At 68.5% G+C, this 24,413-nt stretch carries 26 protein-coding genes and 1 pseudogene; 12 read left to right on the forward strand and 15 right to left on the reverse strand.

Translation table 11 applies throughout. The annotated features are described in order from the left end of the window. Positions 1-114: 114 nt before the first annotated feature. Positions 115-1,134 carry a Gfo/Idh/MocA family protein gene (locus ACWFRJ_RS34575; RefSeq protein ID WP_453540096.1) on the reverse strand — a complete coding sequence of 340 codons (1,020 nt, stop codon included), beginning with the start codon at positions 1,132-1,134 and terminating at the stop codon, positions 115-117. 88 nt (positions 1,135-1,222) lie between these two features. Further along, positions 1,223-2,599, reverse strand: coding sequence for an FAD-binding oxidoreductase (locus tag ACWFRJ_RS34580; RefSeq protein WP_453540099.1), 1,377 nt, complete (start codon positions 2,597-2,599; stop codon positions 1,223-1,225). A 359-nt stretch (positions 2,600-2,958) separates the two neighbouring features. On the opposite strand from ACWFRJ_RS34580, the gene ACWFRJ_RS34585 reads away from it, so the two are divergent. Further along, entirely contained in the window at positions 2,959-3,684 is a 726-nt protein-coding gene (locus ACWFRJ_RS34585; protein WP_453540102.1) for an alpha/beta hydrolase, read from the forward strand. Here the strand turns inward: ACWFRJ_RS34585 and ACWFRJ_RS34590 are convergent. The 6 genes from ACWFRJ_RS34590 to ACWFRJ_RS34615 are packed head-to-tail and all read right to left on the reverse strand — an operon-like array spanning position 3,665 to position 8,378. Then, the gene (locus tag ACWFRJ_RS34590) at positions 3,665-4,708 is read right to left on the reverse strand and encodes an LLM class flavin-dependent oxidoreductase (RefSeq protein ID WP_453540104.1); all 1,044 of its coding nucleotides are present in this window, start codon (positions 4,706-4,708) and stop codon (positions 3,665-3,667) included. The genes ACWFRJ_RS34585 and ACWFRJ_RS34590 overlap by 20 nt on opposite strands. Next, complete coding sequence (locus tag ACWFRJ_RS34595; protein ID WP_453540107.1) at positions 4,705-4,935, reverse strand: tautomerase family protein; 231 nt, start codon at positions 4,933-4,935, stop codon at positions 4,705-4,707. Before ACWFRJ_RS34595 ends, ACWFRJ_RS34590 begins: the two co-directional genes overlap by 4 nt. A 47-nt stretch (positions 4,936-4,982) precedes the next feature. Continuing rightward, positions 4,983-6,470, reverse strand: a complete 1,488-nt coding sequence (locus tag ACWFRJ_RS34600; protein WP_453540110.1) for an aldehyde dehydrogenase — start codon at positions 6,468-6,470, stop codon at positions 4,983-4,985. Then, the gene (locus ACWFRJ_RS34605) at positions 6,463-7,194 is read right to left on the reverse strand and encodes an alpha/beta fold hydrolase (protein ID WP_453540113.1); all 732 of its coding nucleotides are present in this window, start codon (positions 7,192-7,194) and stop codon (positions 6,463-6,465) included. Before ACWFRJ_RS34605 ends, ACWFRJ_RS34600 begins: the two co-directional genes overlap by 8 nt. Positions 7,195-7,200: 6 nt before the next feature. Further along, positions 7,201-7,752 (reverse strand): amino acid synthesis family protein, encoded by a 552-nt coding sequence (locus ACWFRJ_RS34610; protein ID WP_453540116.1) that lies wholly within the window; start codon positions 7,750-7,752, stop codon positions 7,201-7,203. Then, positions 7,749-8,378, reverse strand: a complete 630-nt coding sequence (locus tag ACWFRJ_RS34615) for an amino acid synthesis family protein (protein ID WP_453540119.1) — start codon at positions 8,376-8,378, stop codon at positions 7,749-7,751. Before ACWFRJ_RS34615 ends, ACWFRJ_RS34610 begins: the two co-directional genes overlap by 4 nt. Positions 8,379-8,619: 241 nt before the next feature. Here ACWFRJ_RS34615 and ACWFRJ_RS34620 point away from each other — a divergent pair, with 241 nt between their 5' ends. The 5 genes from ACWFRJ_RS34620 (at position 8,620) to ACWFRJ_RS34640 (ending at position 12,914) form a co-directional block, all read left to right on the forward strand. Next, positions 8,620-10,236, forward strand: a complete 1,617-nt coding sequence (locus ACWFRJ_RS34620; RefSeq protein ID WP_453540122.1) for a BCCT family transporter — start codon at positions 8,620-8,622, stop codon at positions 10,234-10,236. Beyond that, complete coding sequence (locus tag ACWFRJ_RS34625) at positions 10,223-10,648, forward strand: ester cyclase (protein ID WP_453540125.1); 426 nt, start codon at positions 10,223-10,225, stop codon at positions 10,646-10,648. Before ACWFRJ_RS34620 ends, ACWFRJ_RS34625 begins: the two co-directional genes overlap by 14 nt. 42 nt (positions 10,649-10,690) lie before the next feature. Beyond that, positions 10,691-11,194, forward strand: a complete 504-nt coding sequence (locus ACWFRJ_RS34630) for a flavin reductase family protein (RefSeq protein ID WP_453540128.1) — start codon at positions 10,691-10,693, stop codon at positions 11,192-11,194. Between the two features lie 46 nt (positions 11,195-11,240). Then, on the forward strand, positions 11,241-11,936 hold the full coding sequence (locus ACWFRJ_RS34635; protein WP_453540131.1) for a GntR family transcriptional regulator: 696 nt from the start codon (positions 11,241-11,243) through the stop codon (positions 11,934-11,936). 102 nt (positions 11,937-12,038) lie between these two features. Further along, the gene (locus ACWFRJ_RS34640) at positions 12,039-12,914 is read left to right on the forward strand and encodes an ANTAR domain-containing protein (RefSeq protein ID WP_453540134.1); all 876 of its coding nucleotides are present in this window, start codon (positions 12,039-12,041) and stop codon (positions 12,912-12,914) included. Between the two features lie 9 nt (positions 12,915-12,923). On the opposite strand, the gene ACWFRJ_RS34645 is transcribed toward ACWFRJ_RS34640, so the two are convergent. After that, on the reverse strand, positions 12,924-14,336 hold the full coding sequence (locus tag ACWFRJ_RS34645) for a lipase family protein (protein ID WP_453540262.1): 1,413 nt from the start codon (positions 14,334-14,336) through the stop codon (positions 12,924-12,926). 64 nt (positions 14,337-14,400) lie between these two features. Continuing rightward, complete coding sequence (locus ACWFRJ_RS34650) at positions 14,401-16,002, reverse strand: GMC oxidoreductase (protein ID WP_453540137.1); 1,602 nt, start codon at positions 16,000-16,002, stop codon at positions 14,401-14,403. A gap of 201 nt (positions 16,003-16,203) precedes the next feature. Here ACWFRJ_RS34650 and ACWFRJ_RS34655 point away from each other — a divergent pair, with 201 nt between their 5' ends. Next, a complete protein-coding gene (locus ACWFRJ_RS34655; protein ID WP_453540140.1) occupies positions 16,204-16,851 on the forward strand; it encodes a TetR/AcrR family transcriptional regulator in 648 nt (215 codons plus the stop codon). A gap of 82 nt (positions 16,852-16,933) precedes the next feature. On the opposite strand, the gene ACWFRJ_RS34660 is transcribed toward ACWFRJ_RS34655, so the two are convergent. Then, entirely contained in the window at positions 16,934-17,896 is a 963-nt protein-coding gene (locus ACWFRJ_RS34660) for an alpha/beta hydrolase family protein (protein ID WP_453540265.1), read from the reverse strand. 256 nt (positions 17,897-18,152) lie between these two features. Between ACWFRJ_RS34660 and ACWFRJ_RS34665 the strand changes: the two genes are divergently transcribed. Beyond that, on the forward strand, positions 18,153-18,749 hold the full coding sequence (locus ACWFRJ_RS34665; protein ID WP_453540142.1) for a TetR/AcrR family transcriptional regulator: 597 nt from the start codon (positions 18,153-18,155) through the stop codon (positions 18,747-18,749). Here the strand turns inward: ACWFRJ_RS34665 and ACWFRJ_RS34670 are convergent. Continuing rightward, positions 18,728-19,636 carry an NmrA/HSCARG family protein gene (locus tag ACWFRJ_RS34670; protein ID WP_453540145.1) on the reverse strand — a complete coding sequence of 303 codons (909 nt, stop codon included), beginning with the start codon at positions 19,634-19,636 and terminating at the stop codon, positions 18,728-18,730. The genes ACWFRJ_RS34665 and ACWFRJ_RS34670 overlap by 22 nt on opposite strands. A gap of 106 nt (positions 19,637-19,742) precedes the next feature. Between ACWFRJ_RS34670 and ACWFRJ_RS34675 the strand changes: the two genes are divergently transcribed. From ACWFRJ_RS34675 to ACWFRJ_RS34685, 3 genes are all read left to right on the forward strand, one after another. Continuing rightward, positions 19,743-20,528 carry a TetR/AcrR family transcriptional regulator gene (locus tag ACWFRJ_RS34675; protein WP_453540148.1) on the forward strand — a complete coding sequence of 262 codons (786 nt, stop codon included), beginning with the start codon at positions 19,743-19,745 and terminating at the stop codon, positions 20,526-20,528. A gap of 196 nt (positions 20,529-20,724) precedes the next feature. After that, complete coding sequence (locus tag ACWFRJ_RS34680; protein WP_453540268.1) at positions 20,725-21,489, forward strand: GNAT family N-acetyltransferase; 765 nt, start codon at positions 20,725-20,727, stop codon at positions 21,487-21,489. A 104-nt stretch (positions 21,490-21,593) separates the two neighbouring features. Then, positions 21,594-22,274, forward strand: coding sequence for an HD domain-containing protein (locus ACWFRJ_RS34685; protein WP_453540151.1), 681 nt, complete (start codon positions 21,594-21,596; stop codon positions 22,272-22,274). 46 nt (positions 22,275-22,320) lie between these two features. Here ACWFRJ_RS34685 and ACWFRJ_RS34690 read toward each other — a convergent pair whose 3' ends face one another. Both ACWFRJ_RS34690 and ACWFRJ_RS34695 read right to left on the reverse strand, forming a co-directional pair. Further along, on the reverse strand, positions 22,321-22,662 hold the full coding sequence (locus tag ACWFRJ_RS34690; RefSeq protein WP_453540154.1) for a GNAT family N-acetyltransferase: 342 nt from the start codon (positions 22,660-22,662) through the stop codon (positions 22,321-22,323). After that, positions 22,659-22,856: pseudogene (locus ACWFRJ_RS34695) on the reverse strand (pirin family protein); the annotation flags it as partial. The gene ACWFRJ_RS34690 and the pseudogene ACWFRJ_RS34695, both read right to left, overlap by 4 nt. A gap of 82 nt (positions 22,857-22,938) precedes the next feature. Between ACWFRJ_RS34695 and ACWFRJ_RS34700 the strand changes: the two are divergent. Beyond that, complete coding sequence (locus tag ACWFRJ_RS34700; RefSeq protein ID WP_453540157.1) at positions 22,939-23,571, forward strand: hypothetical protein; 633 nt, start codon at positions 22,939-22,941, stop codon at positions 23,569-23,571. Here the strand turns inward: ACWFRJ_RS34700 and ACWFRJ_RS34705 are convergent. After that, entirely contained in the window at positions 23,540-24,379 is an 840-nt protein-coding gene (locus tag ACWFRJ_RS34705; RefSeq protein WP_453540160.1) for an alpha/beta fold hydrolase, read from the reverse strand. The genes ACWFRJ_RS34700 and ACWFRJ_RS34705 overlap by 32 nt on opposite strands. Between the last annotated feature and the right edge of the window lie 34 nt (positions 24,380-24,413).

The following is a 24,413-nucleotide window of genomic DNA, read 5'->3' on the forward strand; positions in this document are numbered from 1 at the left end:
CCGGGGGCTGGTGCGGCCCCGGGCCCCCCTTTGGGGGCCCCCTGCCGGGGGGGGGGGGGGGGGGAGGGGGGCCCCCCCCGCCCCCCCCTCCCCACTTCTCCCCACCCGTGCGCTCTACGCATAGAACGCGGGCCGCTCGACCAGCTCGACCTCGGTGCGCCCGCCCTCCCGTTGGGACACCACGCCCGCCTCGCACACGGCCGCGGCCGCGTAGCCGTCCCAGGCACTCGGTCCTGTGATCTCGCCCCTGCGGGTGGCGTCCACCCAGGCCTGCACCTCGCGGTCGTAGGCATCCTCGAAACGCTCGACGTAGTCCGGAGGTACGTCTCCTCCCCAGCGGCCTTCGGCGCTGATTCGGGGACCCTGTTCGTCCCCGATGCGTACGGTGCCTCGCTCGCAGACCACCTCGGCCTGCACCTGGTAGCCGTAACCGCAGTGCCCGAAGATCTCGACGTCGACGAGCGCGCCCGACGTGGTCTCGAAGAGGACGAACTGCGGGTCGTTCATGCCGGTCGGGGCGAGCGACGACGCCCTCGGCTTGTGCACGGTGACAGCCGTGATCTCCTGGTCCAGCAGCCATCGGGTCGCGTCCACCTCGTGGGAGACCGAGCTGGTGATGAGCATCTCGTCGGTGAAGGCGGGCGGCATCGCCAGGTTGCGGTGCCGTTGGTGCAGCATCAGGGCCGCGCCCAACTCACCGCTCTCGATGAGCCTCTTGAGCCTGACGTACTCGGCGTCGTAGCGCCGCATGAAGCCCACCTGGATGCGCCGGTGCCCGAGCCGCTGCTCAGCCTCCAGGATCCGCAGGGCGGACGCCGTGTCCGGAGTCATCGGCTTCTCGCACAGCACCGGCAGATCGCGGCCGATGGCTTCGATGAGGGCCGACTCGTGCGCGGGACCGGGCGAGGCGATGAGTACGGCATCCACCTCTTGCGACGCGAGGGCGGGCGCCGTTTCGGTATAGGCCGTGCACCCCTCGATCGTGGCGGCGAGGGATTTCGCCCGGTCCGCGTCGATGTCGACGACGGCGCTCACCCGCGCCCCGCTGATGACGTCATGGAGACGGCGTACGTGGTCGGCGCCCATCTTCCCGGTGCCGACGACGGCTACACGGAGTCCTGGCTCGCTTGGCATGAGTGTGATGTCTCCCCTGCTGGTGAAGGACTCTCCCGCACCTCATCCGCAGCAAGAGAGAACCCTCATTCCACCGCACCGTCAACGCTCAGGACAGCACCTTGCCGGGGTTCAGCACGCCGTGCGGGTCCAGAGCCTGCTTCACGGCACGCTGCATGGCCATGGCCTCCGGCGTGATCTCCGCGGCGAGGCCAGGACGCTTGAGCAGGCCCACCCCGTGCTCGCCGGAGACGGTGCCGCCCAGCGCGATGGCATCGGCGATGATCTCGGCGAAGGCCTCCTGGGCCCGGGTGCGTGCGGCGTCGTCGCCGGGTTGGGTGATCAGCAGCGGGTGGAGGTTGCCGTCGCCCGCGTGCGCGATGTTGGCGATGAGGATGTCGTGCCGGACGGCGGTCTTCTCGATGCGGCCGAGCATCTCCGGGATGTGCTCCTTGGGCACACAGATGTCCTCGGTCAGGACCGGACCCAGACGTTCGAGGGCGGGGTAGGCGAGCCGCCGGGCAGCGAACAGGGCGTCGGCCTCGTGCTCGTCCGTGGACCGCTCCGCCCAGGAGGCACCGGCGCCGCGGAAACAGTCGACCATGCGCTCGGCCTGGGCGGCGCCCGTCTCGCCCGGCTCGTCGATCCGGCCGAGGAGCACCACGTCGGCGTCGAGCGAGAGGCCCATGTTCTTCCACGCGTCGACGGCGCGCAGGCAGTGCCGGTCGATCAGTTCCAGCGCCGACGGGGTCAGCCCTGCGTCGGCCACGGCGCGTACGGCGGCTCCGGCATCGACGACGGAGTCGAAGTGCCCCGCGATCGTGACCGAGGCCGGTGGCATGGGCCGCAGGCGGACGGTCACCTCCGTGACGATGCCGAGCGTTCCTTCCGAGCCGACGACGAGACCCGTCAGGTCGTAGCCTGCGACGCCTTTCGCGGTGCGTCGACCTAGCCGCACGATCTCGCCGAGCCCGTTGACCATCTCCAGGGCGAGTACGTAATCACCGGTGACGCCGTACTTGACGCAGCAGACGCCGCCCGCGTTGGTGGCGACGTTGCCGCCGATGGTCGACCAGGGGGAGCTCGCGGGGTCGGGCGGATACCAGAGTCCGTGCTCGGCCACCGCCGCCCGCAGATGGTCGTTGACGACTCCGGGCTGAACGACCGCGAGACGCTCCAGGGGGTTGACCTCGACGATCTCGTCCATGCCGTCGAGCGCCACGACCACGTGCCCCTCGCCCGAGTTCGCGCCCCCGGAAAGGCCGGTGCCCGCTCCGCGGGCGACGACCGGGGTGCGGTGACGGATACAGGCGCGCACCGTGTCGGCGACGTCTTGGGTGGACCTCGCGCGGACGACGGCCGCGGGGCGACCGCTGGGCGCCCATGCCGCTTGGTCACTGCGGAAGGCCTCGACGCTGTCCGGATCGGTGAGTACCCGGTCGGCCGGGATGTGCTCGAGGATCGCTCGAACGACCGTGGCGCTCATCGTGTGTCCTCTCGGTGGGTTCGTCCCGGGGCGGGCATTCCGGTGGCTTGCATACCTCGATGGAAACATGCGGGCGCGGCGATCCGTACGGAGAGAATCTCCATGCTCCGGCTCCTTCCACGCGGCGCACGCCCGCGAGATCCTGCGGCGCATGACCCGGCAGCAGCGGGAGTCAGCTGAACTGTCGGCGTTCAACGACCTGGCCCGGCGCCGCCGGCAGCGACTGGACCGGCTACTGGGGCAGGCAGGGCCCCGAGCTGATCGAGCGCCGGACGCTCGACGGACACGTCCAAGAACTCGTCTACCGGCCTACCCTGCATGTCTGAGCCGACTCACCCCGCCTGAACTGGAGAACAGACTTGAGGATCACGACCCGGACGGTGAAGTACACCACCGGCAGCGACAGCAAACTCGTCGACATCTACGCCCCGGAGCAACAGGACGATGGATGTGTGCTGCTCTGGCACGGCATGGGACCCGACGAGCGGGACGTGATGGCGCCGCTCGCACGAGAGATCGCCGGGTTGGGCCTCACCGTCCTCGTCCCCGACTGGCGTTCGGACCAGGCCGACGAGGGCCGGGCGCATCTCACCGACTCCTTGCGGTTCGGGCGTGACTACGTACGCGAACTAAGCGACGGAGAGGGTCAGTTGATTCTCGCCGGGTGGTCGGCGGGGGCGGGCGCCGCGATGGGCACAGCCCTCCAGCCGGAGCTCTTCGACGGCTGGAGGCCGACCGCGGTGATCGGCATCGCGGGCGGCTACCGCTTCCCGGCACGCACCACCGGCACCGTTCCCCTCCGTGCGATCGGCCCGGCGGTGACACCGGTGCCCGTACGGCTCGTGCACGGCACCGAGGACACGGTCGTGCCCGGCGATTCCTCGCGTGAACTGCACGAAGCCCTGCTCTCACACGGCTGGGACTCCGAACTGTCCGAGCCCGCCACGGACCACGCCGGGGTACTTGGTTGCGTCTACGATCCCGGCGCGGGGCGGTGTCTGCCGGCGACCGAGCCCTCCGTGTCGGACCTCGGGCGGGATACGGCCCGCGTGGTGGCGAGCGTCCTCACTGGAAAGCCGGCATGACTTCCTTGATGAACAGCTCCAGGGACTTGCGCTTCTCCTCGTGCGACAGACCGGTGTCGATCCAGAAGCTGTACTCGTCGATACCGAGCTCCTCGTAGGCGCGCAGCCGCTCGACCACTTCTTCCGGGGTGCCGATCATCGCGGTCTTGTGCAGCGACTCCGGTTCGAACTCGGGACGGTCCTCGAACTTCGACTCCGGGCTGGGGGCGAGGAATCCCTTGTCAGGGGTGGTCTTGTTGCCGAACCAGGCGTCGAAGGTCCGGTAGAAGCGGTTGATCGCCTCTGCGGCCGGGCGCCATCCTTCGGGCTCGTCGGGCGAGTGGACGTGGGTGTGCCGCAGCACCATCAGGTCGGGGCGGGGCACCTCGGGGTGATTGGCCACCGCGGTGTCGAACTTCCGCTTGAGGTCGGCGACTTCGTCCTCGCCCTTCATCAGCGGGGTGACCATGACGTTGCAGCCCTGGCTCACCGCGAAGTCGTGGGAGTCGGGGTCGCGGGCGGCGATCCACATGGGCGGGGCGGGCTGCTGCACCGGCTTGGGCACACTGGTCGACGTGGGGAACTGCCAGATGTCGCCGTCGTGGGCGTAGTCGCCCTGCCAGAGCGCACGGACGGCGGGCACGAGCTCGCGCAGGTGTTTCCCGCCGTCGCGGGCCGAGACGCCGTCCGTCATCCGGTCGAACTCGAACTGGTAGGCACCCCGGGCAAGGCCGACCTCCATACGGCCGTTGCTGATGACGTCGAGCAGGGCACATTCACCGGCGGCCCTGATCGGGTGCCAGAACGGGGCGATGATGGTTCCCGCGCCCAGGCGGATGGTCGAGGTCTTCGCGGCGATGTGGGCGAGCAGCGGCATGGGGCTGGGGGAAATGGTGTACTCCATCGCGTGGTGCTCCCCGATCCACACGGTGGAGAACCCGCCCGCCTCGGCCATGAGGGCCAGTTCGGAGAGGTTCTCGAACAGCTGCCGGTGGCTGTCCTCCTCGTCCCAGCGCTCCATGTGAACGAACAACGAAAACCTCATGGCTGCTCCTCTGTCGTGGTGGTGACCTGGGCGCGCGCGGCGTCCATCTCGGTGAGAGTGACGTCCCCGGTGGCCCAGTGCGTGCGGGGGACTTCGTGGACGACGACCCGGATGTGTTCGGGCCGGGTGTTCGTGGTGCGCAGGACCGCGCCGTGCACCTCGTGGATCAGGTCCCGGATCTGTGCCGGAGTGCGGCCCTCGGCGAGCGTGATGGCGATCTGTGGCATGTCAGCTCCGCATGGTTCGGCCCCGCGTGGTTCAGCCCCCGTATGGTTCAGCTCCGCATCGTGAACGGGTCGGCCACGGGCTCCTCGCTCGTGTTGATCCAGACGCTCTTGAGGCGGGTGTACTCCTTGATGGACTCGGTGCCGTGCTCGACGCCGGACCCGCTGGTCTTGAAGCCCTGCCGCGGCGACATCGGGGACATGGCCCGATAGGTGTTGACCCAGACGGTCCCGGCGTCCAGACGGGCCGCCATCCGGTGCGCCCGTGCGAGGTTCGTCGTCCAGACCCCGGCCGCGAGTCCGTACTCGGTGTCGTTGGCCAGACGTACGACCTCCTCCTCGGTGTCGAACGGCATGACCGCCAGTACGGGGCCGAAGATCTCCTCGCGGACGACGCGCATGCTGTTGTCGACGTCCACGAGGATGGTGGGCTCGTAGAAGTAGCCGCCGAGCCCGCCGTCGGTGGAGTGTCCGCCGGTCAGCACCCGGGCGCCTTCACTGCGTCCGAGGTCGACGTATCCGGCCACCTTGTCGCGCTGGTCCTCGAAGGCCAGCGGGCCGAGTTCGGTCGCCTCGTCCATGGGGTCGCCGATGCGGATGGTCCTGGCGCGCTCACAGACGCGTTCGAGCAGCTCGTCGTAGACGGACCGGTGCGCGAACACGCGGCTCCCGGCGATACAGGTCTGTCCTGCGGCGGCGAAGATGCCTGCGACGACACCCATCGCGGCATTGGGAAGCTGCGCGTCGTCGAAGACGATGTTGGGCGACTTGCCGCCGAGTTCGAGCGTCGAGCCGATGAAACGGCTCGCGGTCGCCGCGGCGATACGGGCCCCGGTGGCGGTACTGCCGGTGAAGGAGATCTTCGCCAGGTCGTGGTGGTCGACAAGAGCCTGCCCGGCCTCGGCGCCGAACCCGGTGACGACGTTGACCGCGCCCGGCGGAAAGCCTGCCTCGAGTGCCAGCTCGGCGAGCTTGAGGACGGTGGACGAGGTGTACTCCGAGGGCTTGATCACGACGGTGTTGCCCGCGCAGAGAGCCGGGGCCAGCTTGCTGCTGGTCAAGGTCAGCGGCGAGTTCCAGGGGGTGATCGCGCCGACGACGCCGAGCGGCTCCCGTGCCGTGTAGTTGAGGACCTGGCGGTCGGAGGTGGGGATGAAGTCGCCGTGGATCTTGTCGGCAAGGCCTGCGTAGTAGTGGAAGTACTCCGGAAGTGTGGCCAGTTGCCCGCGCATCTCGCGCAGCAGTTTGCCGTTGTCCCGCGATTCCATGCGGGCGAGGTCTTCGGCGTTGTCGGCGATCAGGTCGCCGAGGCGACGCAGGAGGTGTCCGCGTCGGGTCTGGCTGAGGTCGCGCCACCGCGGGTCCTCGAAGGCCTTGCGTGCGGCGGCCACAGCCCTGTCGACGTCGGCCGCGTTCCCGCGTGCCGCCCGGTAGAGGACCTGGCGCGTGGCCGGGTTGGTGCTCTCGAAGTACTCCCCCGACGCGGGCTCCACCCACGTACCGCCGATGAAGTGCTGCAACGTGGTGGGTTCAGACATGTGCGCGCTCTCCGATGAAGGTGGTGAGACAGTCGACGAACGCGTCGGGGCGCTCGACGGGCAGCATGTGACGTGCTGTGGGGATGATTTCGGCGCGGCAGTGCGCGAGCGCCGATGCGAGCCGGTGGGTCATCTCGGGGGTGGAGCCGGGATCGTCCTGACCGGTCACGGCCAGTGCGCGTACGGCGATGGAGCCCAGGTCGGGGCCGAGTTCGGCGTCCGCGGTGGCGAACACGCGATAGCAGGCGAGGAACGACCCGACGTCGTTGGCCAAGAGCGTGGCCCTGGTGCGGGCGACACATGCGAGGTCGACGTCGGTGCCTGCGTACCAGCGCTTCAGGGAAGCGGCGGCACTCGCCTCGAAGTCGGCCTCCGCGGTGCGCAGCCGATCGAGGACGGACGTCCGCTCCTGGGGCGTACGGTCGCACACCGAGCTGACCGAGGTCAGTGTGGCCACCAGCTCAGGACGGTGCAGCGCCACGTGCTGGGCGACGAGTGCCCCGAGTGAGAATCCGACCAGGTGGGAGCCCTCGGGAATCCCGTCTACGACCCCGTCGGCCAGGTCGGTGAGCGTCACCCCGTCGCGCACGGGCGGGCGCGTGCCGTGGCCCGGCAGGTCGGGGGTGATCACGGTGAAACGGTCGGCCAGGAGCGCGGCGGCGGGCTCCCACATCGAGTGGTCGAGCCCGACGCCGTGCAGCAGCACCACGGTCGGCTTGCTCATACGTTCCTACTGCTCGGTCGAGAGGGGAGCGAGGCGCTGCTGCGGACGGCCCTGGGCGGCGGCTGCGAGCGCGATGACGATCTCGTTCGGGTGGGGGGCGTCGGTGAGCCGGATCTCGATGGTCTGGTGGTGCGAGCGGATCGTGGCGTCGGTGATGTGCTTCAGCGGGATGTCGAAGGCCACGCCGGCGGGTCCGCGCTTCTCGACCGCGGGCAGCAGGGTGGTGGCGCCCGCGGCCTTGCGGAAGTGGTCGCCGAACTTGAGCGTGTGGATCAGCGCCGAGCCGTGCTCGACCTCGCCGTCCAGGCCGACGACGGCGGCCTTGCCGTACGCCTCGGCGGGCGCGTCCAGGGCTTCGAGCACCGCGGGGGCGAGGAGCGCGCCGATGTCGGACGCGTGTGCGTCGATGCCGGGATTGAGGTCTTCGACGAAGCCCTGACCGGCCCACGGGTTCTCTATCACCGCTGCGACGACGGCGACCCGGGCGGGGCTGCCGACCGCGCGGCCGCCTTCGGTGTGGATCTCCTCGACGACGGTCACGATCTTGCGGACGTTCATGAGGGGACTTCCTCCAGTGTTTCGGTGGTGACGACGGGGTCGGTCATGCGGTCCCCGATGCGGGGGTGGGGACGAGGGCCCGTCGACGCTGCCGCGATGACGACGATCTCGTCGGCACGCGGGGCGTCGGGAACGCGGGCGCTGATGGTCTGGTAGTGGCTGCGGGTCGCGGCAAGTGTCTTGTGCCAGAGGGGGACGATCAGCGTTTCGCCCGCATCGGCGCGCGTGTCGGCGAAGCAGATGATCGACTCGCCCTGGAGGAACTCCCGGACCAGATTCCCGAAGTACGGGGTGTGGATGAGGGCACCGGCGTGCTCGATCTCGCCCGCCGTGCCGACGATGGCGGCCTTGCCGAACGATTCGATCTCGTCCACGCCACCGAGCGCGCCGATGAGCCTCTCGGTCAGCACCTTCGCCAGTACCGGCGCGATGTGGGCCTGCTCCGGGGAGAGATCGGTCGAAGGGCCGACGCCCGTCCACGGGTTCCGGATGACGGCGGCGACGCTGGCTCGCCTGGCCGGTTGCGCGGGCACCTCGCCCGCCTCGGTGAGGACGACGTCGCGGTAGAGCACGAGCTTACGGAGACCGATGCTCGCGTCCGGACGATCCAGGTTGCTCTCTTGCATACAACAGGACGTTAGACATGCACTCCGGTACCGGTCAAGAGGGAAGGCCGGGCGACTTCCCCAAAACACCAGTAGCCGCTCCATGAAGCCTCGCAGCACTTCTGACCTGGCTACTTACTGCATCCGCACAGTCCCGGGCGATTCGATGCGACCGATCCCTTGACGCTCAATCTGCGGCATGCCTTACTGCTCCTTGTATACCAATGGCGGTAGCGGCGAGCCCGCGGACTCAAGGAGTTTCATGTCCAGTCCCCTTCGAACGGGCGCGGAAATGACGCCCGACGAGCCGTCGGCGAGCGGGGGCGAAAGCCCCGCCGACGGCGCTTTCGAGGACACGGGCGAAGGGGGCGGGACCGTCGCCAGGCTCGGTTCCGTTTTCTGGGCCTCGCTCGGTATCTCCGCCGTCTTCGTCGCCTGGGCGGTGCTCTTCACGGAGAACCTGAACACGGTCACGACCGCGTCCCTGAACTGGGTCACGGGCACCTTCGGCTGGACCTATCTGGTGGTCACACTCGCCATCCTGGTCTTCCTGGTGTTCCTGGCCTTCAGCCCCGCGGGCGACATCCGGCTCGGCAAGGACACCGATCGTCCCGAGTTCTCGACGCTGACCTGGTTCTCCATGATCCTCAGCGCGGTCATGGGCATCGGCCTCGTCTCGTACGGCGTCGCCGAACCCATCTCGCACCTCGCGGCGCCCGCCCACGGCGTCGCCGAGCCGAACACGCCGGACGCAGCGGTACGGGCCCTGCAGTACTCCTACTTCGACTGGGGCCTGCACGCCTGGGCGATCTTCGCCATCTTCGGACTCGCCATCGCGTACTCGACCCATCGCAAAGGCCGCCGCGCCCTGGTCAGCCAGTTGTTCGTGCCCTTGCTCGGCGACCGCGTCAACGGGCCCATCGGCAAGGCGATCGACGTACTCGCCGTGTTCGCGACGCTCTTCGGCACCACGACCTCGCTCGGCCTCGGAGCGCTCCAAGTCAACAACGGCCTGGGAACGTTGTTCGGGATCCCCGTCAACTCGGTGTCCCAGGTGCTCATCATCGCCGCCGTCACCGCGGTCTTCACGCTCTCGGCAGTGACCGGCGTCAGCAAGGGGATCAAGTTCCTGAGTCAGGGCAGCTCGCTGCTCGCGGTCGCGCTGTTCGTCTTCATGCTGGTGGTCGGCCCCGCCGTCTTCATCGCGAACCTGTACATCGAGTCCGTGGGTCAGTGGGCCACCGACTTCTTCCGGATGAGTCTGCAGGGGACGGCGTTCGGCGGGCTCGAATGGATGCAGGTGTGGACCTACTTCATGATGGCCTGGTGGGTCTCCTGGGGCGCCTTCGTCGGTGTCTTCCTCGCCCGCATCTCGCGGGGCCGCACCATCCGTGGCTTCATCGTCGGAGTGCTCGTCGTACCCAGCGTGGTGTTCTTCACCTGGTTCACGGTCTTCGGCGGCACCGCGATCCACCTCGACCTGTTCGAGGGCGGTGACATCGCCAAGCAGACCTCGGCCGACATCAACAGCGCGTTCTTCGCGACCCTCGACCACTTCCCGCTCGCCGGGGTCACATCGGCGGTCGCGATCCTCCTGGTGGTGATGTTCTTCGTCTCCGGAGCGGACGCCAACACCTACGTACTGAGCATGATGACCTCGAACGGATCGCTCACCCCGCGCCGTTCGGTGCTCATCCTCTGGGGAGTCATCACCGGCGTCACCGCCGTCGCCCTCATGCTCGCGGGCGGCCTCGACGCCCTGCAGAACACCGTCATCGTGACGTCCTTGCCGTTCCTCGTGATCATCGCCGGTCTTGCGGTGTCCTTCTGGAAGGAACTGGGCGCCGACCGAAAGGAGAAAATTGATGTCGCACGCTGAATCCCGTCGCGCACGCACGCAGAAGGTATGGGCCGCGGCCTGGGGGCAAGGGGACGTCGATGCCCTCGACGAGCTCCTGAGCCCGGCCTACCTCCGCCACGGCAACGATCCGGACCCACAGGACCTGACCGCGTTCAAGGCCGCCGTCGTCTCCACACGTGCGGCATTTCCGGACCTGGTCACGACCATCGACGACATCCTGATCGACGGCGACAAGGCGGCGATCCGCTGGCACAGCAGCGGAACCCACACGAACTCGTTCCTCGGTGTCCCCGCCACCACGCGGCGCGTCGACGTCAGCGGTGCCACCTTCGCCCGGTTCGAGGGGGACCAGATCGTCGAGGAGTACGTGACATGGGATCCGCGGGCCCTGCTCTCGGCCCTCGGCATCATCCGCGTGGGACAGGACTGACGAGGAACAGGACCGACGATCAAGATGACAAGGAGCACTCTCATGGCCCCGCTCGCCTCCAAGCCCGACCTCGACGTGATGAAGCAGGTGAACCGGCAGTTCGTCACCGGTGTCACGGTCGTGACAGCGATGGACGGAGAGACCCCCCGCGGTCTTGCCGTCAACGCCTTCTCGAGCATCTCGCTCGACCCCGCCACCGTGATGGTGTGCGTCCAGCGCACCTCGTCCACCCACGACTGCCTGTTCCGGGCCGGTCACCTCGCGATCAACATCCTGTCCACGGACCAACTCGACGTCGCCGGCACGTTCGCGACGAAGTCCGACGACAAGTTCAAGGATCTGGACTGGCACGGCGGCCCGTTCGGCAGCCCGCTCATCGCGCGGAGCAGCGCGCAGATGGAGGTCGAGATCCGCGAGCGGCTCCAGGCCAGTACCCACACCGTCTTCATCTGCCGTGTGGTGCACGCCGCGGTCGACGAGCGAGCACCGATGGTCTACAGCGCGGGTAAGTTCTTCGACGGCGGCGCGCTCGCGCCCCTGGGATGACCGGCGGGCGGCTCAGGAGACGGAGGAGGGTCCGGTGAATCGCGGAATGAGCGAACCGAAGAACGGGTCGATGCAGGGCAGGGTGATCGCCGAAATGCGTCGGCGGATCATCAAGGGCGACATCGCGCCCGGCGCGCCGCTCTCGGAGCTCGCCCTCGCTGACGAGTTCGGTGTCAGTCGTACGCCGGTGCGCGAGGCCCTCAAGCAGTTGCAGACCGAGGGGCTCGTCGAAATCCGGCCTCGCGTGGGGACGTTCGTCACCACTCCGTCCCGGCGCGAGATCACCGAGCTCTTCGAGATGAAGGAACTCCTGGAGGGCGCGGCCGTCCGCCTCCTGGCGCAGCGGGGCCGGGTCTCGGAGATCGACATGCTCGAACGGAACCTGCGCGAGGCCGATGAAGCGGTGGCGCGTGACGATCGGGAGCGGTACGCGGAGCTGGTCCAGGAGTTTCACGACCTGCTCATCGCCGGTGCGGACAACAACAAGCTGGCGGCCCACTACCGGATGCTGATGAATCAGCTGGCCTACTCCCGGCTCGTGAACACCTCGCTGAGCCAGCCCGGCCGCGCCCTTCAATCGGACCGCGAACACCACCTCGTACTGGAGCTGATCCTCGAGAAGGACGGCGACAGCGCCGAGCAGGTGATGCGCGAGCATGTCAGGGCCAGTCGACGTGCACTGCTTGCCAGGCTGCCCATCGGCGGCCCGAGTGAGGGCTTCGGCACGGCAGGGTCGTCCTGACATCGGGCAGACCGGGATGCAGGGCGGCATCTGCGCTTCATGACGGTCATCACACCGCGAACACGCCGGGTTGAGGTCGCCGCGGTGGGACACATGGCGAATATGCCATCTGCGCAATCATTCGACGATCGGTCCTCGTCCCGGCGGTTCCCCTCCCCCGGTGACGAGTCGGAACAGCTGAGGGCCACCGCCGACGCGCTGCGCGAGCAGGTGTCCGAGCTGGAGGTCCAGGCGCGTGCGCGCATCAGGGTCGCCCTGGCAGAGGGTGTCCTGGTCGAACGGTATCGGCTGGCGAACGCGGAGGCGGCGTTCACGCTGCTGCGCCAGGCGTCCCAGCGGGCCAACATCAAGCTGCACCAGCTGGCCGCCGCGGTGGCCAGGACACCTGGGCCGGCACCGGGAGCCCGGGTGTGGTTCAGCGGCCGGGCACAGCATCCGATACCCGACCTGGCCGCGCTCGGCGCAGGCACGCTCAACGTGTCCAACCAGGGCGAGGTACTCGGCGCCGCCCTGCAACGCGTCCTGTCCGTCACCGGCACGGACATGGGAAACGTGCAGCTGGTCGAGGACGGTGTCCTGCGCATGACGAAACACACCGGTCTTTCCCGGCAGTTCACCGACTACTTCGCGTTCGTCGACGGGAACACCTCCTGCGCCCGGGCCGCCTCCGCCAGTCACCAGGTCACCGTCAAAGAGGTGGCCTCGTCGGCCGGCTTCGACGACGACACGCGCCGGGTGATCCTCACGGCCGGTAGCCGTGCCTGCCACAGTGTCCCGCTGGTCGACGACCAGGACACCGTCCACGGCGTGATCTCCTCCCATCACGCCCGCCCTCTGGTCGGCTTCACCCGGACGCAGCTCCAGGCCCTGCACACCACAAGCCGCGCCCTCGGCACCTGGATCAAGTGGCACCAGCACACCGTCCTGCGCGACGCACTGGAGGACCTGCACCAGCTCGGCCGCGCCCGCACCCAGTAGCGACGGGGGTCAGGGCTGGAGCGGCACCTTCCAGCAGTTGGAGGTGGCCGGCTTGCCGGAGAGCCGGTCGGCCATCCACGAGACGGCGTCGCCCTGGTCGGTGATGAGCGGGACGAGGTGGTTGGTGAGGATCTTGTCGCCGAGGTTCGGCAGCACGAGGGCCTCGTAGGTGACGTTGCCGCCCTTGCCGCACCAGTCCACGGCCAGTTGCCGGGCCTGCTCGTGCGGGACGATGTCGTCCTGGACGCCGGTCGCCAGACGCACCGGACCGGTGGGCTTGAGCCTGCCGATGCGCTGCTTGTCCAGGGCGGCCTTGGCCTTGGGGTCGGCGGCGATGATGTCCCCTATGGACTTGCCGTCGTTGGTCCACTTGTTGCTCTTGGTGAACCCGTAGCCGAACAGTGCGTCGCCGACACACATGGTCGACGCGTCCTTCAGTGCCGCCTTCCCCTGGGCGTTGATGTGCGTGTCCACGACCGCGCGCAGGTCGGGGTCGGCCTGGGCGAAGCCGCTGATCGACCAGGCGAGGGCGCCCGCGAGCGCACTGCCGTCGATGCCCTTCATGACCGAGGTCAGGTCCGCCGGTGGTGCACCGGCGTAGGTGCCGGCGAGCTTGATCTCGGGGGCGTAGGAGGAGTGGAGTTCGGCGGCCGCGGCGCTTGCGCCACCGCCTTGGCTGTAGCCGTACAGACCGGTGGGGGACTCCGCGGTGACCGATGCCCCGGGCACGGAGCGGGCGGCGCGGGCCGCGTCAAGGAGGGCGTGCCCCTGGTCGAGGCGGTTGACATAGGTGTGCAGGCGGTCGGTGGCGCCGAGGCCCACGTAGTCGGTGATGACGACGGCTGCCCCGGTGGCCAGGATGCGGTAGATGGCCAGGGCCTCGTAGCCGACCGACACCGTCTGGCCGTTGAGGGTCAACGGGTGCTGGAGGGCGAACGAGGGTGCGCACTGGTCGCCCTGGCCCATGGTGCCCGAGGCCACCGCCACCAGCGGGCGCGGCCCCGGTTTCGTCCAGGCCGCCGAGGGCTCGATGTAGGCGCCGGTCACCGCGACCGGCTGCCCGGCCGAGTCGGTGGACTTGTACATCAGTCGGCTCGCGGTACCGGGCATCGGGCGGCCGTCAAGACCGGGGATGCTCAGCCCGAGCGGCATGGCCTCGGTCCTGATCAACGCACCATTGGTGGAAGGCAGTTCGGCGGGCGGGTTGTAGAAGGCGGGGATGGTGACGCCCCGGGAGACGACGGGCTCCCCGTCGGCCGCGGAGGCCGATGCCCCCGAGAGGCCCACGCAGACGGTGCCCGCGACGACGCCTGCCACCAGGCGCAGCCGGGCCGGGACCGTGCGGCGGGTGGTCAACGCTTCGGTGTGCGCGGAGGATTCGGTCGTACGGGTGGGCAGAGCAGAACGCGAAGGGTGTCTCATGCGGCTCATGGGTGTGCTCCTCGCTCGTGATGCGGACGTGATGCAGAGGTGGTTCAGACGTGATTCAGATGACGGTGTCGATGTCGCGTGCGGTGATGGCGTCCAGCGCCCGTTCGGCCACGGCGGCGATGGTCATGGACGGGTTGCACGCTCCCGTCGTGCCCGGGATCAGCGCACCGTCCAGTACGTAGAGCCCGCGCTGTCCCCGCACGCGGCCGTCGATGTCGCACACGGTGCCCATCGCCGCTCCGCCCAGCGGGTGCCAGGTGCTGTTGACCAGGGAATTGGTGTCCGTGAGCGCGCCGAGTCCCTTGGAGACCGCCGAGACCCTCCGCTGGATGTGCCGGTGGCTCACGGCGTCACCGTCCCGGGGCCAGTGCAGCGACACGGAGTCGGTGTCGGCGTCGTAGCGGAAGCGGCCGCGATCGGGGCTCACCCCGAAGCCGACCAGCATCGTCGTCCTGGTGTCGAGGCCCAGCGGCGGGAGCGACGCCTGGATGATGGTGTTCGCGGTGGCCGGGTCCTCCCATGCCTTGCTGCCGAAGACCACCGGGCCGCCTTGTTCGGGCCCGAAGTCCTCCCGCAGGTTGGTCCACGCGTAGATGCGGTCGCCGTTGGTGCCCCATCCTTCGCCGAGCCCGTCGGGCAGGTCGGGGATGGCTCCGGTGGCCGCCGCGCGGACGAGGAGCTTGCTGGTGTTGACGCTGCCGGCTGCCATGACCAGGGCCCGGGCGGAGAGGATCTTCTGCTCCAGGACCCGGCCCGAGTCATCGGTGCGGTCGACCCGCACCTCCCAGCGACCGTCACCGGCCCGCGCCACGGACGTGACGTTGTGGTGGGTCGCCACGGTGACCTTGCCGGTCGCCTCGGCCTGTTGAAGGTAGGTCACGTCGACGGAGTGTTTGCCGCCGTTGTTCACGCCGAGGGCGCAGTCGCCGTTCGTGTACGACGGCTTCATCTCACCGCGCAGTTCGGCGAGGGCGTAGTCCCAGTCGATGGGCATGGGGATCTTCTCGAGGCCGTACCCGGCTCCGCGCACACGCTCGGAGAACACCCGGGCCGCCACGTAGTGGGGTGAGCCGACCAGTTCATCGGGTGCCGTGGCCACCCGCAGCATCTTCGCGACCCTCGGATAGTGGATCTGGTCCATGCGCCGGTAGTCGAGTTGTTCGGGCAGCCAGGTGTTGAACACCGCCTCCGACGGTTGGAGGGTCATCCCTTGGTAGACGAGGGATCCCCCACCGACCCCGGCCGCGCAGACGCTCAGGATGTTCTCGCCGAGTACGGGTTCCAGGAGTCCGGCGTAGGGCGCGAAGTTCAGCGGGGTGCCGAGGAGCTTGGCGAGCGGCCTGACCGCCGCGGGGAGGGTGCCGTACCAGAGCATGCGTTTGTCGAGGCCCGACACCCTGGGGAAGGTCTCCGCGTTCGGCCCGGTCGGCCAGCGCCGACCGCGTTCGAGCACGGTCACCGGCACGCCCGCCTGTGCCAGGCGCAGCGCCGCGACGCCGCCCCCGAAACCGGATCCGATGATGACGACCCGGTGTTCTTCCCGGGTCAGCCGCACCCGGGAAGGTACGGCGGAGGCGGCCGATGGTGGAAGGACGACGCTCGCGGCGGCGAGTCCGGCGGCGCCTGCGAGCAGGGCGCGTCTGCTGGGAGGGGGCATGGGCGACTCCTTGAGGGGACCACGGGAGTTTTCGGCATGCGCATGACAAGTGAGACATAACAGAGGAGACCAACGCGGGTTACCCGCTGGTCACTTACGGGAGAATAGGGCTGCGTGTCAGTCTGTGACAAGACGTCTGCATGCGTCATCCGCGCCGCTCGCTATGCTGCGCTGATCGAGACGGAGGGCGGTGGAGCGAGAGTGCGCGAGGCGCCATCCACGGAACGAGGACACACGGCGGAAGAGGTCGCCAGGCCGTCGCTCGTTCAGCGACGGAAGGCGGCTCTCCGCTTCGAGATAGCCCGCGAAGCCGTTCGCCTGTTCACCTCGCAAGGCGTCACCGCGACGACCGGGGAGCAGATCGCTCAGGCCGTGGGGATCTCCGCCCGCACCATGTGGCGTCACTTCCCCACCAAGGAGAGCTGCGTACTGCCCCTCCTTTCGGCGGGGCTCGATTTCGTCATGGCCGAACTGCGCCACTGGCCGCCGGAGATGAGCCTGGTCGACTTCTTCACGGAGACCTGCCGGATCGGCGAGCTGCCCGCCGACACCCCCGTCATACTCGATCTGATCCGTATGACGTCCACCGACCCGGCACTGCGCTCCGTCTGGCTCCAGGCCCACGACGACGCCCTGCCCGTCCTCGGAGAACTCCTCGCCCGGCGATCCGGCGGCCACCCCGACGACTTGAGAGCGAAAGTGCACGCAGCGACCCTCAACGGGGCACTGCGTGCGGCGGCGGAGGACTTCGCCCAGCGGTACGCCGATGATCCCGAGGCTTCCGGCGGAGAAATCACCGCATGTCTACTCGCGGCCTTGCACGCCGCCTCGGAGGGCCTGCCCTACTGAGGCCCGAACTCTACTGAGGCCCGAACCCTGCTGGAGCCCGAACCCTGCTGGGGCCCTGAGAGGAAACGGCGCCCGTCCGGGCCTACTTGGACTCGACGCGCCCGAACGCGTCGGGGCCGGTGGTCAACGCGTCCCGTGCCTCTTGCCACGCGTTGTCGCCCAGGCCGAACTGGGTGCGGAGGTAAGCCGACGCGAGCCGCGCGAGCGCGGCGACCCGCTCGGGGTTCTCGTCCGTGGCCTCGGCGACGTCGTACCCGCTGATCCCGCCGAGTCCGTGCTCCGCGTCAAACAGGCTGAGCAACGTCTTGGCGCCGGGAGCGAGGTGGTACGGGTCGGCGTGCCAGTCCGGGCCCATCTCCGTGAAGTGCCGGGAGTCGTCCTTGTCCCCGGCAACGACAAGCGCGGGTGTGGTCATGGCGGAGAAGTCCATGGTCCGGAAGACCGGGAACTGCTCGCCCATGACCCCGGTCAGGATGTCGCCTCCCCTCCCGGGGGCGGCCAGCAGCACCCCCTGCTTGATCCGGGGCTCTGTGTAATCCGCTTCCTGTCCGTCATCAGGGTCGGTGACCCGGGCGCCCAGCAGAAGCGAGGCGGTGAAGCCGCCAAGCGAGTGTCCGGCCACGGCGATGCTTTCGCGGTCCATGCGCCCGGCGAGCTGCGGCACGGCGGACTCGATCTCATCGAAGCGGTCGATGATGTGGGTCATGTCCTCGGCGCGCGAGCGCCAGAACAGCGGCGCCCCGGGGGTGTCCGCAAGCAGGTGGCTGAGCGTCTGGGAGCTGAGGTGCGTGGGCTGGATGACGACGAAGCCGTGTTCGGCCCACACGTTGGCGAGCGGGGCGTAGCCGTGGAGCGAGGAGAGGTGGTTGGAGTGGCCGTGCCCGTGCGAGAGGAGGATGACCGGCAGGTCGGTTCCCGTCGCGGGTGCGGTGACGCGCACCTGAAGGTCGACGGGACGTCCGGGCACGGAGAGCACCACCGGGCTGAACGAGAGCACGGGAGTGGGCGAGCCGACGGTGTCGGTCACGGAGGTCACGGAGGTCACGGAGGTCACGGAGGTCACGGAAGTCGATGCACTAGATGCACTCACGATGCGTCTTTCCCTTCGGTTTTCCCTTTGAGGGCCTCTGCCGCTGATCTCATGGGGCTGAGCGCGCGAGGCAGGGAGGAAGTGCCGCCTTCAGCTAGACTGAAGCGGAACGTTGCTCCACTTACGATACGGAACATTGTTCCGCTTGCCAAGCGGAGCGCCGTTCCGTCTTGTCGACGGCAACAGGGACGGCAACAGGGAGGAGAGTGCGGTGCCCACGAAAGGCCAGTCCGGAGAGGTGGCGGCCCCGAGCAAACGGGCCGACGCGGTGCGCAACCAGCAGAAGCTGCTCGCCGCCGCCGCCGAGGTGTTCGTGACCTCCGGCGTCGATGCGCCGATCCGCGAGATCGCGGCCAAGGCGGGCGTAGGGATGGGCACGATCTACCGCCACTTCCCGACGCGGGCGGATCTCGTCGTCGCCGTCTTCCGCCACCAGGTCGAGGCGTGCGCGGAAGCCGGTCCGGCCCTGCTGGCCGACGCCGACTCACCACTCGCCGCGCTGCGCCAGTGGATCGACGTCTTCGTCGATTTCCTGGTCACCAAGCACGGGCTCGCCAACACGGTGCAGCCGGACAGCAGTGGCTTCGCCGCGCTCCACACCTATTTCCTCGACCGCCTGCTGCCCGTCGCCGAGCAGTTGCTCGACGCCGCGGTCGACGCAGGCGAGATCAGGCCCGGTACGCGGCCCTATGAACTGATGCGCGGCATCGGCAACCTCTGCATCGGCACCGAAAGCGACCCGCGCTACGACCCCCGTCGCCTGGTCGCGCTGCTCCTTCAGGGACTTCAGCAACCACAGGCGTCCTGATCCAGACGGGCCTGCAGCAGGGCGGCGCCGGATTCGGCAAGCCAGTCCCCGAACGTACGCAGTCCGGGATGGATGACGCGCAGCGCCTCGATGTCGGCGTGCCAGCGCGATCCGGCCGCCCAGCGCTCCCGGACCTGAGCGATCTCGGGGTTCAGTGCGGTTGCCTCGGCATGAGTGATCTGCTCGTAGCGGATTGCGGTACCGGTGGCCTCGCTGATCGCGGCGACCGCCTCGGTCGGGGTAGGCGCGTCCCCGGCCAGCTCGAGACTCCGTCCCGCGAACCGGTCCGGCTGATCGAAAGCCAGCGCCGCGAACTCGGCGATGTCCTCCACCGCGATGATCTGGACAGGTTCGTCCGGCGGGAAGATGTGCCGGTGCACGCCGTGGACGATGCCGTCGAGACCGATGAGCGTCGAACCGAGAAAGTTCGACATGAACCGCACCGGGCGCAGAACGGTCACCGCCCGGATCCGCTCACGCAGGTGGTCCTCGATGCGCTTCTTTCCCTCGGAGCCACCTGGGCGACCCGGCGTGGACGCGATGCCCGTGAACACGACGTGCTCGACTCCCACTGAAGCCGCGGCATCGATCAGTGCCCGACCACGGGTGAACTCGCGCTCCACGTCGGTGCCGGCCGGTCCGAAGGCCACGGGCGGTACGGCGAACAGTGCCGCCGCTCCCTCCAGCGCAGCAGGCAGACTCGACCGGTCGTCGAGGTCTCCGCGCACGAGCTCCGCTCCCGCGGCTTCAAGTGATGTGGCGGCGGGTGCGGTCGTGTCCCGCACGAGCGCGCGCACCGGCCTTCCGGCCGCCAGGAGCCGTTGTGCGGTGGCGCCGCCCTGCCGACCGGTCGCACCGGTCACAACAACCAAGCGGTCAGTGCTCATGTCGTCCTCCGCCCCGGCGATGGTCGGTGGGTTCAGTCAGGTTGGGCCCGGGGTCGATGTGGAATGCTCCACCCGGTTAAGTGGCACGGACAAGGGATTACGTGACATGACCGCAGCTCCCCAGAACGACGCCCGGGCCGACGCCCGCCGTAACCGCAGGAAGGTGCTCGCCGCCGCCTCGCAGGCGTTCGACCAGCATGGCCCGGACGTCTCGCTCGACGCGATCGCACGGCAGGCGGGGGTCGGCGCCGGAACCGTGTACCGGCACTTCCCCAGTAAGGAGATCCTGCTGGAGGCCGTACTGGTCCAGCAGGTCGACGACTTGGTGGAGACCGCTCGACAGTGGGCGGCCCGCGTCGACCCCGCCCCGGCATTCTTCGGCTTGCTCCTGGAGGTCATCGAAACGTCGCACGGGCGCGAGCACGCATGCGATGCCTTGACCATGCATACGAACTGGCCACGGCCGAGCCTTGCCGCGTCGGCGCGACGGTTCCGCCAGGCACTCGGCCAACTGCTCCGCGCGGCCCAGCAGGCTGGTGAGGTCCGCGCTGACGTCAGCGCGGACGATGTCGCAGCCCTCACCGTCGGGTGCGCGACGATACGGGCCGCCCACCGCGACCGGAGCGGCGGCACCCGCATGGTGCGGCTGGCGCTGGAGAGCCTGCGGGCTCCGTCAATCGTCACGCAAGGGCGGGGCTTTCGTGACACCCCCGGCACGCTTCACGCGGCGTCGCGGTGCGAAGAATGCGGGGTCCGGCTCGAGGCCCGGTCCACTGGCCGCCCGGCGCGCTACTGCGGAGCGACCTGCCGACAGCGAGCACATCGCCGCCGCCTCGGGACGGCGACGCTCTCCTCAGTCCCCGACGCGTCAGCCACGAGGCCCGCGCACTGACCGATTCCGTCGCGTGACCCGCGACACCGCGCATTCAGCGCCGACACAATCGTCCTGCTCCAGAGGGCAGCTCTTGGACGGCCAGTTCACAGGCACCGGATACGCACCTGCGAGCACCCCAGCCGACATCCCGGAACGGATCACCATGAAGCCAACGGATCTCCCGTCCATCAATGAATCCGGCCTTCCGCTCGCGATGGAGCAGAACCTCGCCGAGCATGCCTGCCACCTGCACCGGAACCTGAAAAGCGCGTCCGTCACCGAGACCAGCGACCTGCTGATCGCCGACAGCGGTCTCGCCGATGACACCTTCAACATCGTCGCGGCGGCCCGTTTCGCCCCGGACACTGCCCCGACCCGCGCCGCGGAGACGACCCGGACCTTGGCCGCCACCGGCCGCCCCTTCTCCTGGTGGGTGGGCCCCGCCTCCACACCGGGCAATCTTGCCCAGCATCTTGAGGCCGTCGGCCTGGAGGCGTCGGAGACCGAGACCGGCATGTGGAAGGATCTGCGCGGTCCTCTCCCCGAGGCGCACGTCGACGGCCTGGACATCCGCCCGGTAACCACTCCGGAACAGCTCGCCGACTACGCCACGATCCTCGCTGCGAACTGGAGCCCGCCCGCCGCCACGGTGCGCCGATTCTTCGCCGACGCCGCCGACTTGGCGCTCGCCGCCGACTGCCCCGCCCGCTACCTGCTCGGCTCCGTCGACGGCCGTCCCGTCTGCTCGGCCGAGGTCTTCCTGCACGCGGGTGTCGCCGGGATCTACAACATCGCCACGCTCGCCACCGACCGCCGCCGTGGTCATGGCGGCGCCTTCACCCTGGCCGCCCTGCACACCGCACGCGACGCGGGCTACGAGACCGCGGTGCTGCAGGCATCCGCCGACGGAGAACCCGTCTACCGCCGCCTCGGTTTCGCCGCCTGTGGCCACTTCACCGAGTACGCCATCGCCTCCTGACCCTCTGGCGAGAATCCGGGGCTCATCGGCATTTTCGCCGCTGTCGGCTCGACGGTGCCATCCATAGGCTCGTGGCATCAGCCGCCGACGAGAAGGCTATTCACATGTTCGACGAGAGCAACGGCACGGGGGCGAAAGACATCGCCCTGCCCACCGCAGTGGCCGGAGTCCACATCCCCGACAGCGAACTGGCCCAGAAATCGGCTGCGTTCGTTCGAGGCGTATCCTCCGGGACGCTCTTCAACCATGTCATGCGGACATACGTTTTCAGCTCGCTGCTGTTCGATCGGCGCGGCGTTCCGTACGACTCTGAACTTGCCTTCGTCGCCGCGGCCCTGCATGACCTCGGGCTGGTCAAGGCGTACCAGACCCCGACCGAACGCTTCGAAGTCGACGGTGCCGACGCCGCACAGCGGTTCCTGCGGGAACAGGGCATGTCCGCCGATCGGGCGGCTGTCGTCTGGGATGCGATCGCCCTGCACACCAATGCAGGAATCGCGACTCGGAAAAGGCCGGAGATCGCCATGGTCTCCGTGGGATCCGGACTGGATTTCGCCGGGAACGATCTTCAGGAAATCCCGTCCGACGTTCTCGAGGAAATACTCACCACGTTCCCCAGGGAAGACTTCAAGAAGGACGCGCTCGACAACATGGTGTCGCTGTGCCGTACGAAGCCCATGTCGGTACTCATGCATCCCTTCGCCGAGGTCGGCCGTCGCCACATCCCCGATTTCCCGGTGCCCACCGTGGAGGATCTGCTGTTCGCGTCGCCTTTCGAGGAGTGACGGTGAGCGATGTGCCCGCCGGAGCGTCGCTCCGGCGGGCGGCGGCTCAGCGCGCCAGCACGGTCTCCAGCCACTGCAGGATCTCGGGGGTGACCGGGTCGGTGATGTCGGCGAACTCCTCATGCTTCTTGAGGAACTTGGCCACGTACGGGCAGACCGGCACGATCCGCAGGCCCGACGCCCGGACGTCGGTCAGTGCCTGCTGTACGAGGATCGAGGCCAGGCCCTGCCCGGCGAAGGCGTCGTCGACCTCGGTGTGGAAGAAGACGCGTTGGCCGTCTCGGTCGCGGTAGGCCGTGAGGCCCGCGGTCGTACCGTCGACCAGGATTTCGTAGCGGTGCCGGGAATCCACTCGCCGGACGGTCGGAGCGGGAGCTTGCTGGGTCATCGTGTGCCTTTCGGACGGGTCGGGTTGGAGCGCGGGGCGATGGTGGCGTTGGGGAGGGCGGGCGCGGGGATGCGCTCTCCGTCATAGCCGTCGACTCGGCCGAATCGGTCGGAGGCGCTCTGCCACGCTTCTCTGGCGTCGACGATGTCCTGGTGGCTGCGGCCCACGAAGTTCCACCACATAGAGAGTACTTCGCTGCTTTGCGCAGGTCAGAGGCATCTCGGTCCTCGGGCGGTCAGCAAACCGTCAGCATTGGACTTCAGGAGTCGGCGACCGATGGCGAACAAGACCCTGGCGCATGGCATGGGTACCTTCTTCAAGGACTGCGATCACGCCCAGTCGAGATGGCCGAAGTGCCCGCACCTCTACAAGATCCAGTTCCGCAACGCCGCGGGGAAGCAGACCGTTGAGTCCGGGTTCGAGACCGACGTTGCGGCGATTGTGCGTTTGACGGATGTCTACAACGCGAAGAGGGCTGCGCCGGGCCGTGCGAGCAGGGCGGTTCGGGTGGCGAAGTACGGGGCGATGACGTTTCGGGAGTATGCGAGGGAGTGGCGGGAGAGTCAGCGTCATCTGGAGGGGTCCTCGCTGCGGCATCTGGACTCGCTGCTGGAGCACCACATCTTCCCTGCGCTGGGGAATCGGCGGATGGATGCCTTCGACCACAAGGTGGTGGACGGGTTCATCAAGGCGATGGAGCGCAACGGGGCCGGACTGGCCACACGGTCCAACGCGTTCGACAAGGTGAAGTCGATCCTGCTGGTCCGGAGTTCTGAAGACCCGTTGGCGTCCGTACGACGTCGTATGCGGAAGTACGGTGCCGTTGGGGGCCCTCACACGCCGGGCAGATCCGCCGCCTCCCGGTCTCGTCGCGGATCTAGCCGAGGAAGGAGCCCAGGGCCGAGTTGACCTCATCTGCGTGCGTCCAGAGCAACCCGTGCGGGGCTCCCTCGATCTCTACGTACTGCGCCTCGGGCAGGTCCCGTCGAAAGCGGCGGGCGGTAGCGTCGATAGGGAGGATCTTGTCGGCTGTGCCGTGCAGGATCAGGACCGGCTTGCCACTGTCGCGGACCGCTTCGACGTCGGCGCGGAAGTCTTCGATCCACGTGGGAACGACCGCGTAGGCCGCCACGGGGGCACTTGACGTCGCCACGTTCCAGCTCGCGGTGACGGCCTCCTGGCTGATCCGACTGCCGAGGTTCTCCTCGAGGTTGTAGAAGTCCGAGAAGAACTGCGTGTACCAGGCGTACCGATCGCCCCTCGCCGCTGCCTCGATTCCGTCGAAGACCTTCTGCGGCACACCCTCGGGGTTGTCGTCCCGGGCGACCAGGAAGGGCTCCAGCGAGGCCAGAAACGCGAGCTTGGCGACCCTTTCGTGCCCGAATCGTGAGACGTAACGGGCGACCTCGCCCGTGCCCATCGAGAAGCCCACCAGGACGACGTCGCTCAGGTCGAGCGTCTCCAGGACGGTGTTCAGGTCTGCGGCAAAGGTGTCGTAGTCATACCCGGAGTTCACCTTTGACGACTGACCGAAGCCCCGACGGTCGTAGGTGATGACGCGGTAGCCGGCGGCCAGGAGATTCCTCGTCTGGCGCTCCCAGCTGTGGCCGTTCAACGGATATCCGTGAATGAGGACGACGGGCTGCCCTGCGCCCTGATCCTCGTAGTAGAGCTCGATCGGCGTGCTGTTTTCATTACCTACGGTGATGTACCCCATGTGCTCGTCCCTTTCTGGGTCGCTACGGGCGTCG

The organism is Streptomyces sp. NPDC055239 (assembly GCF_053606205.1).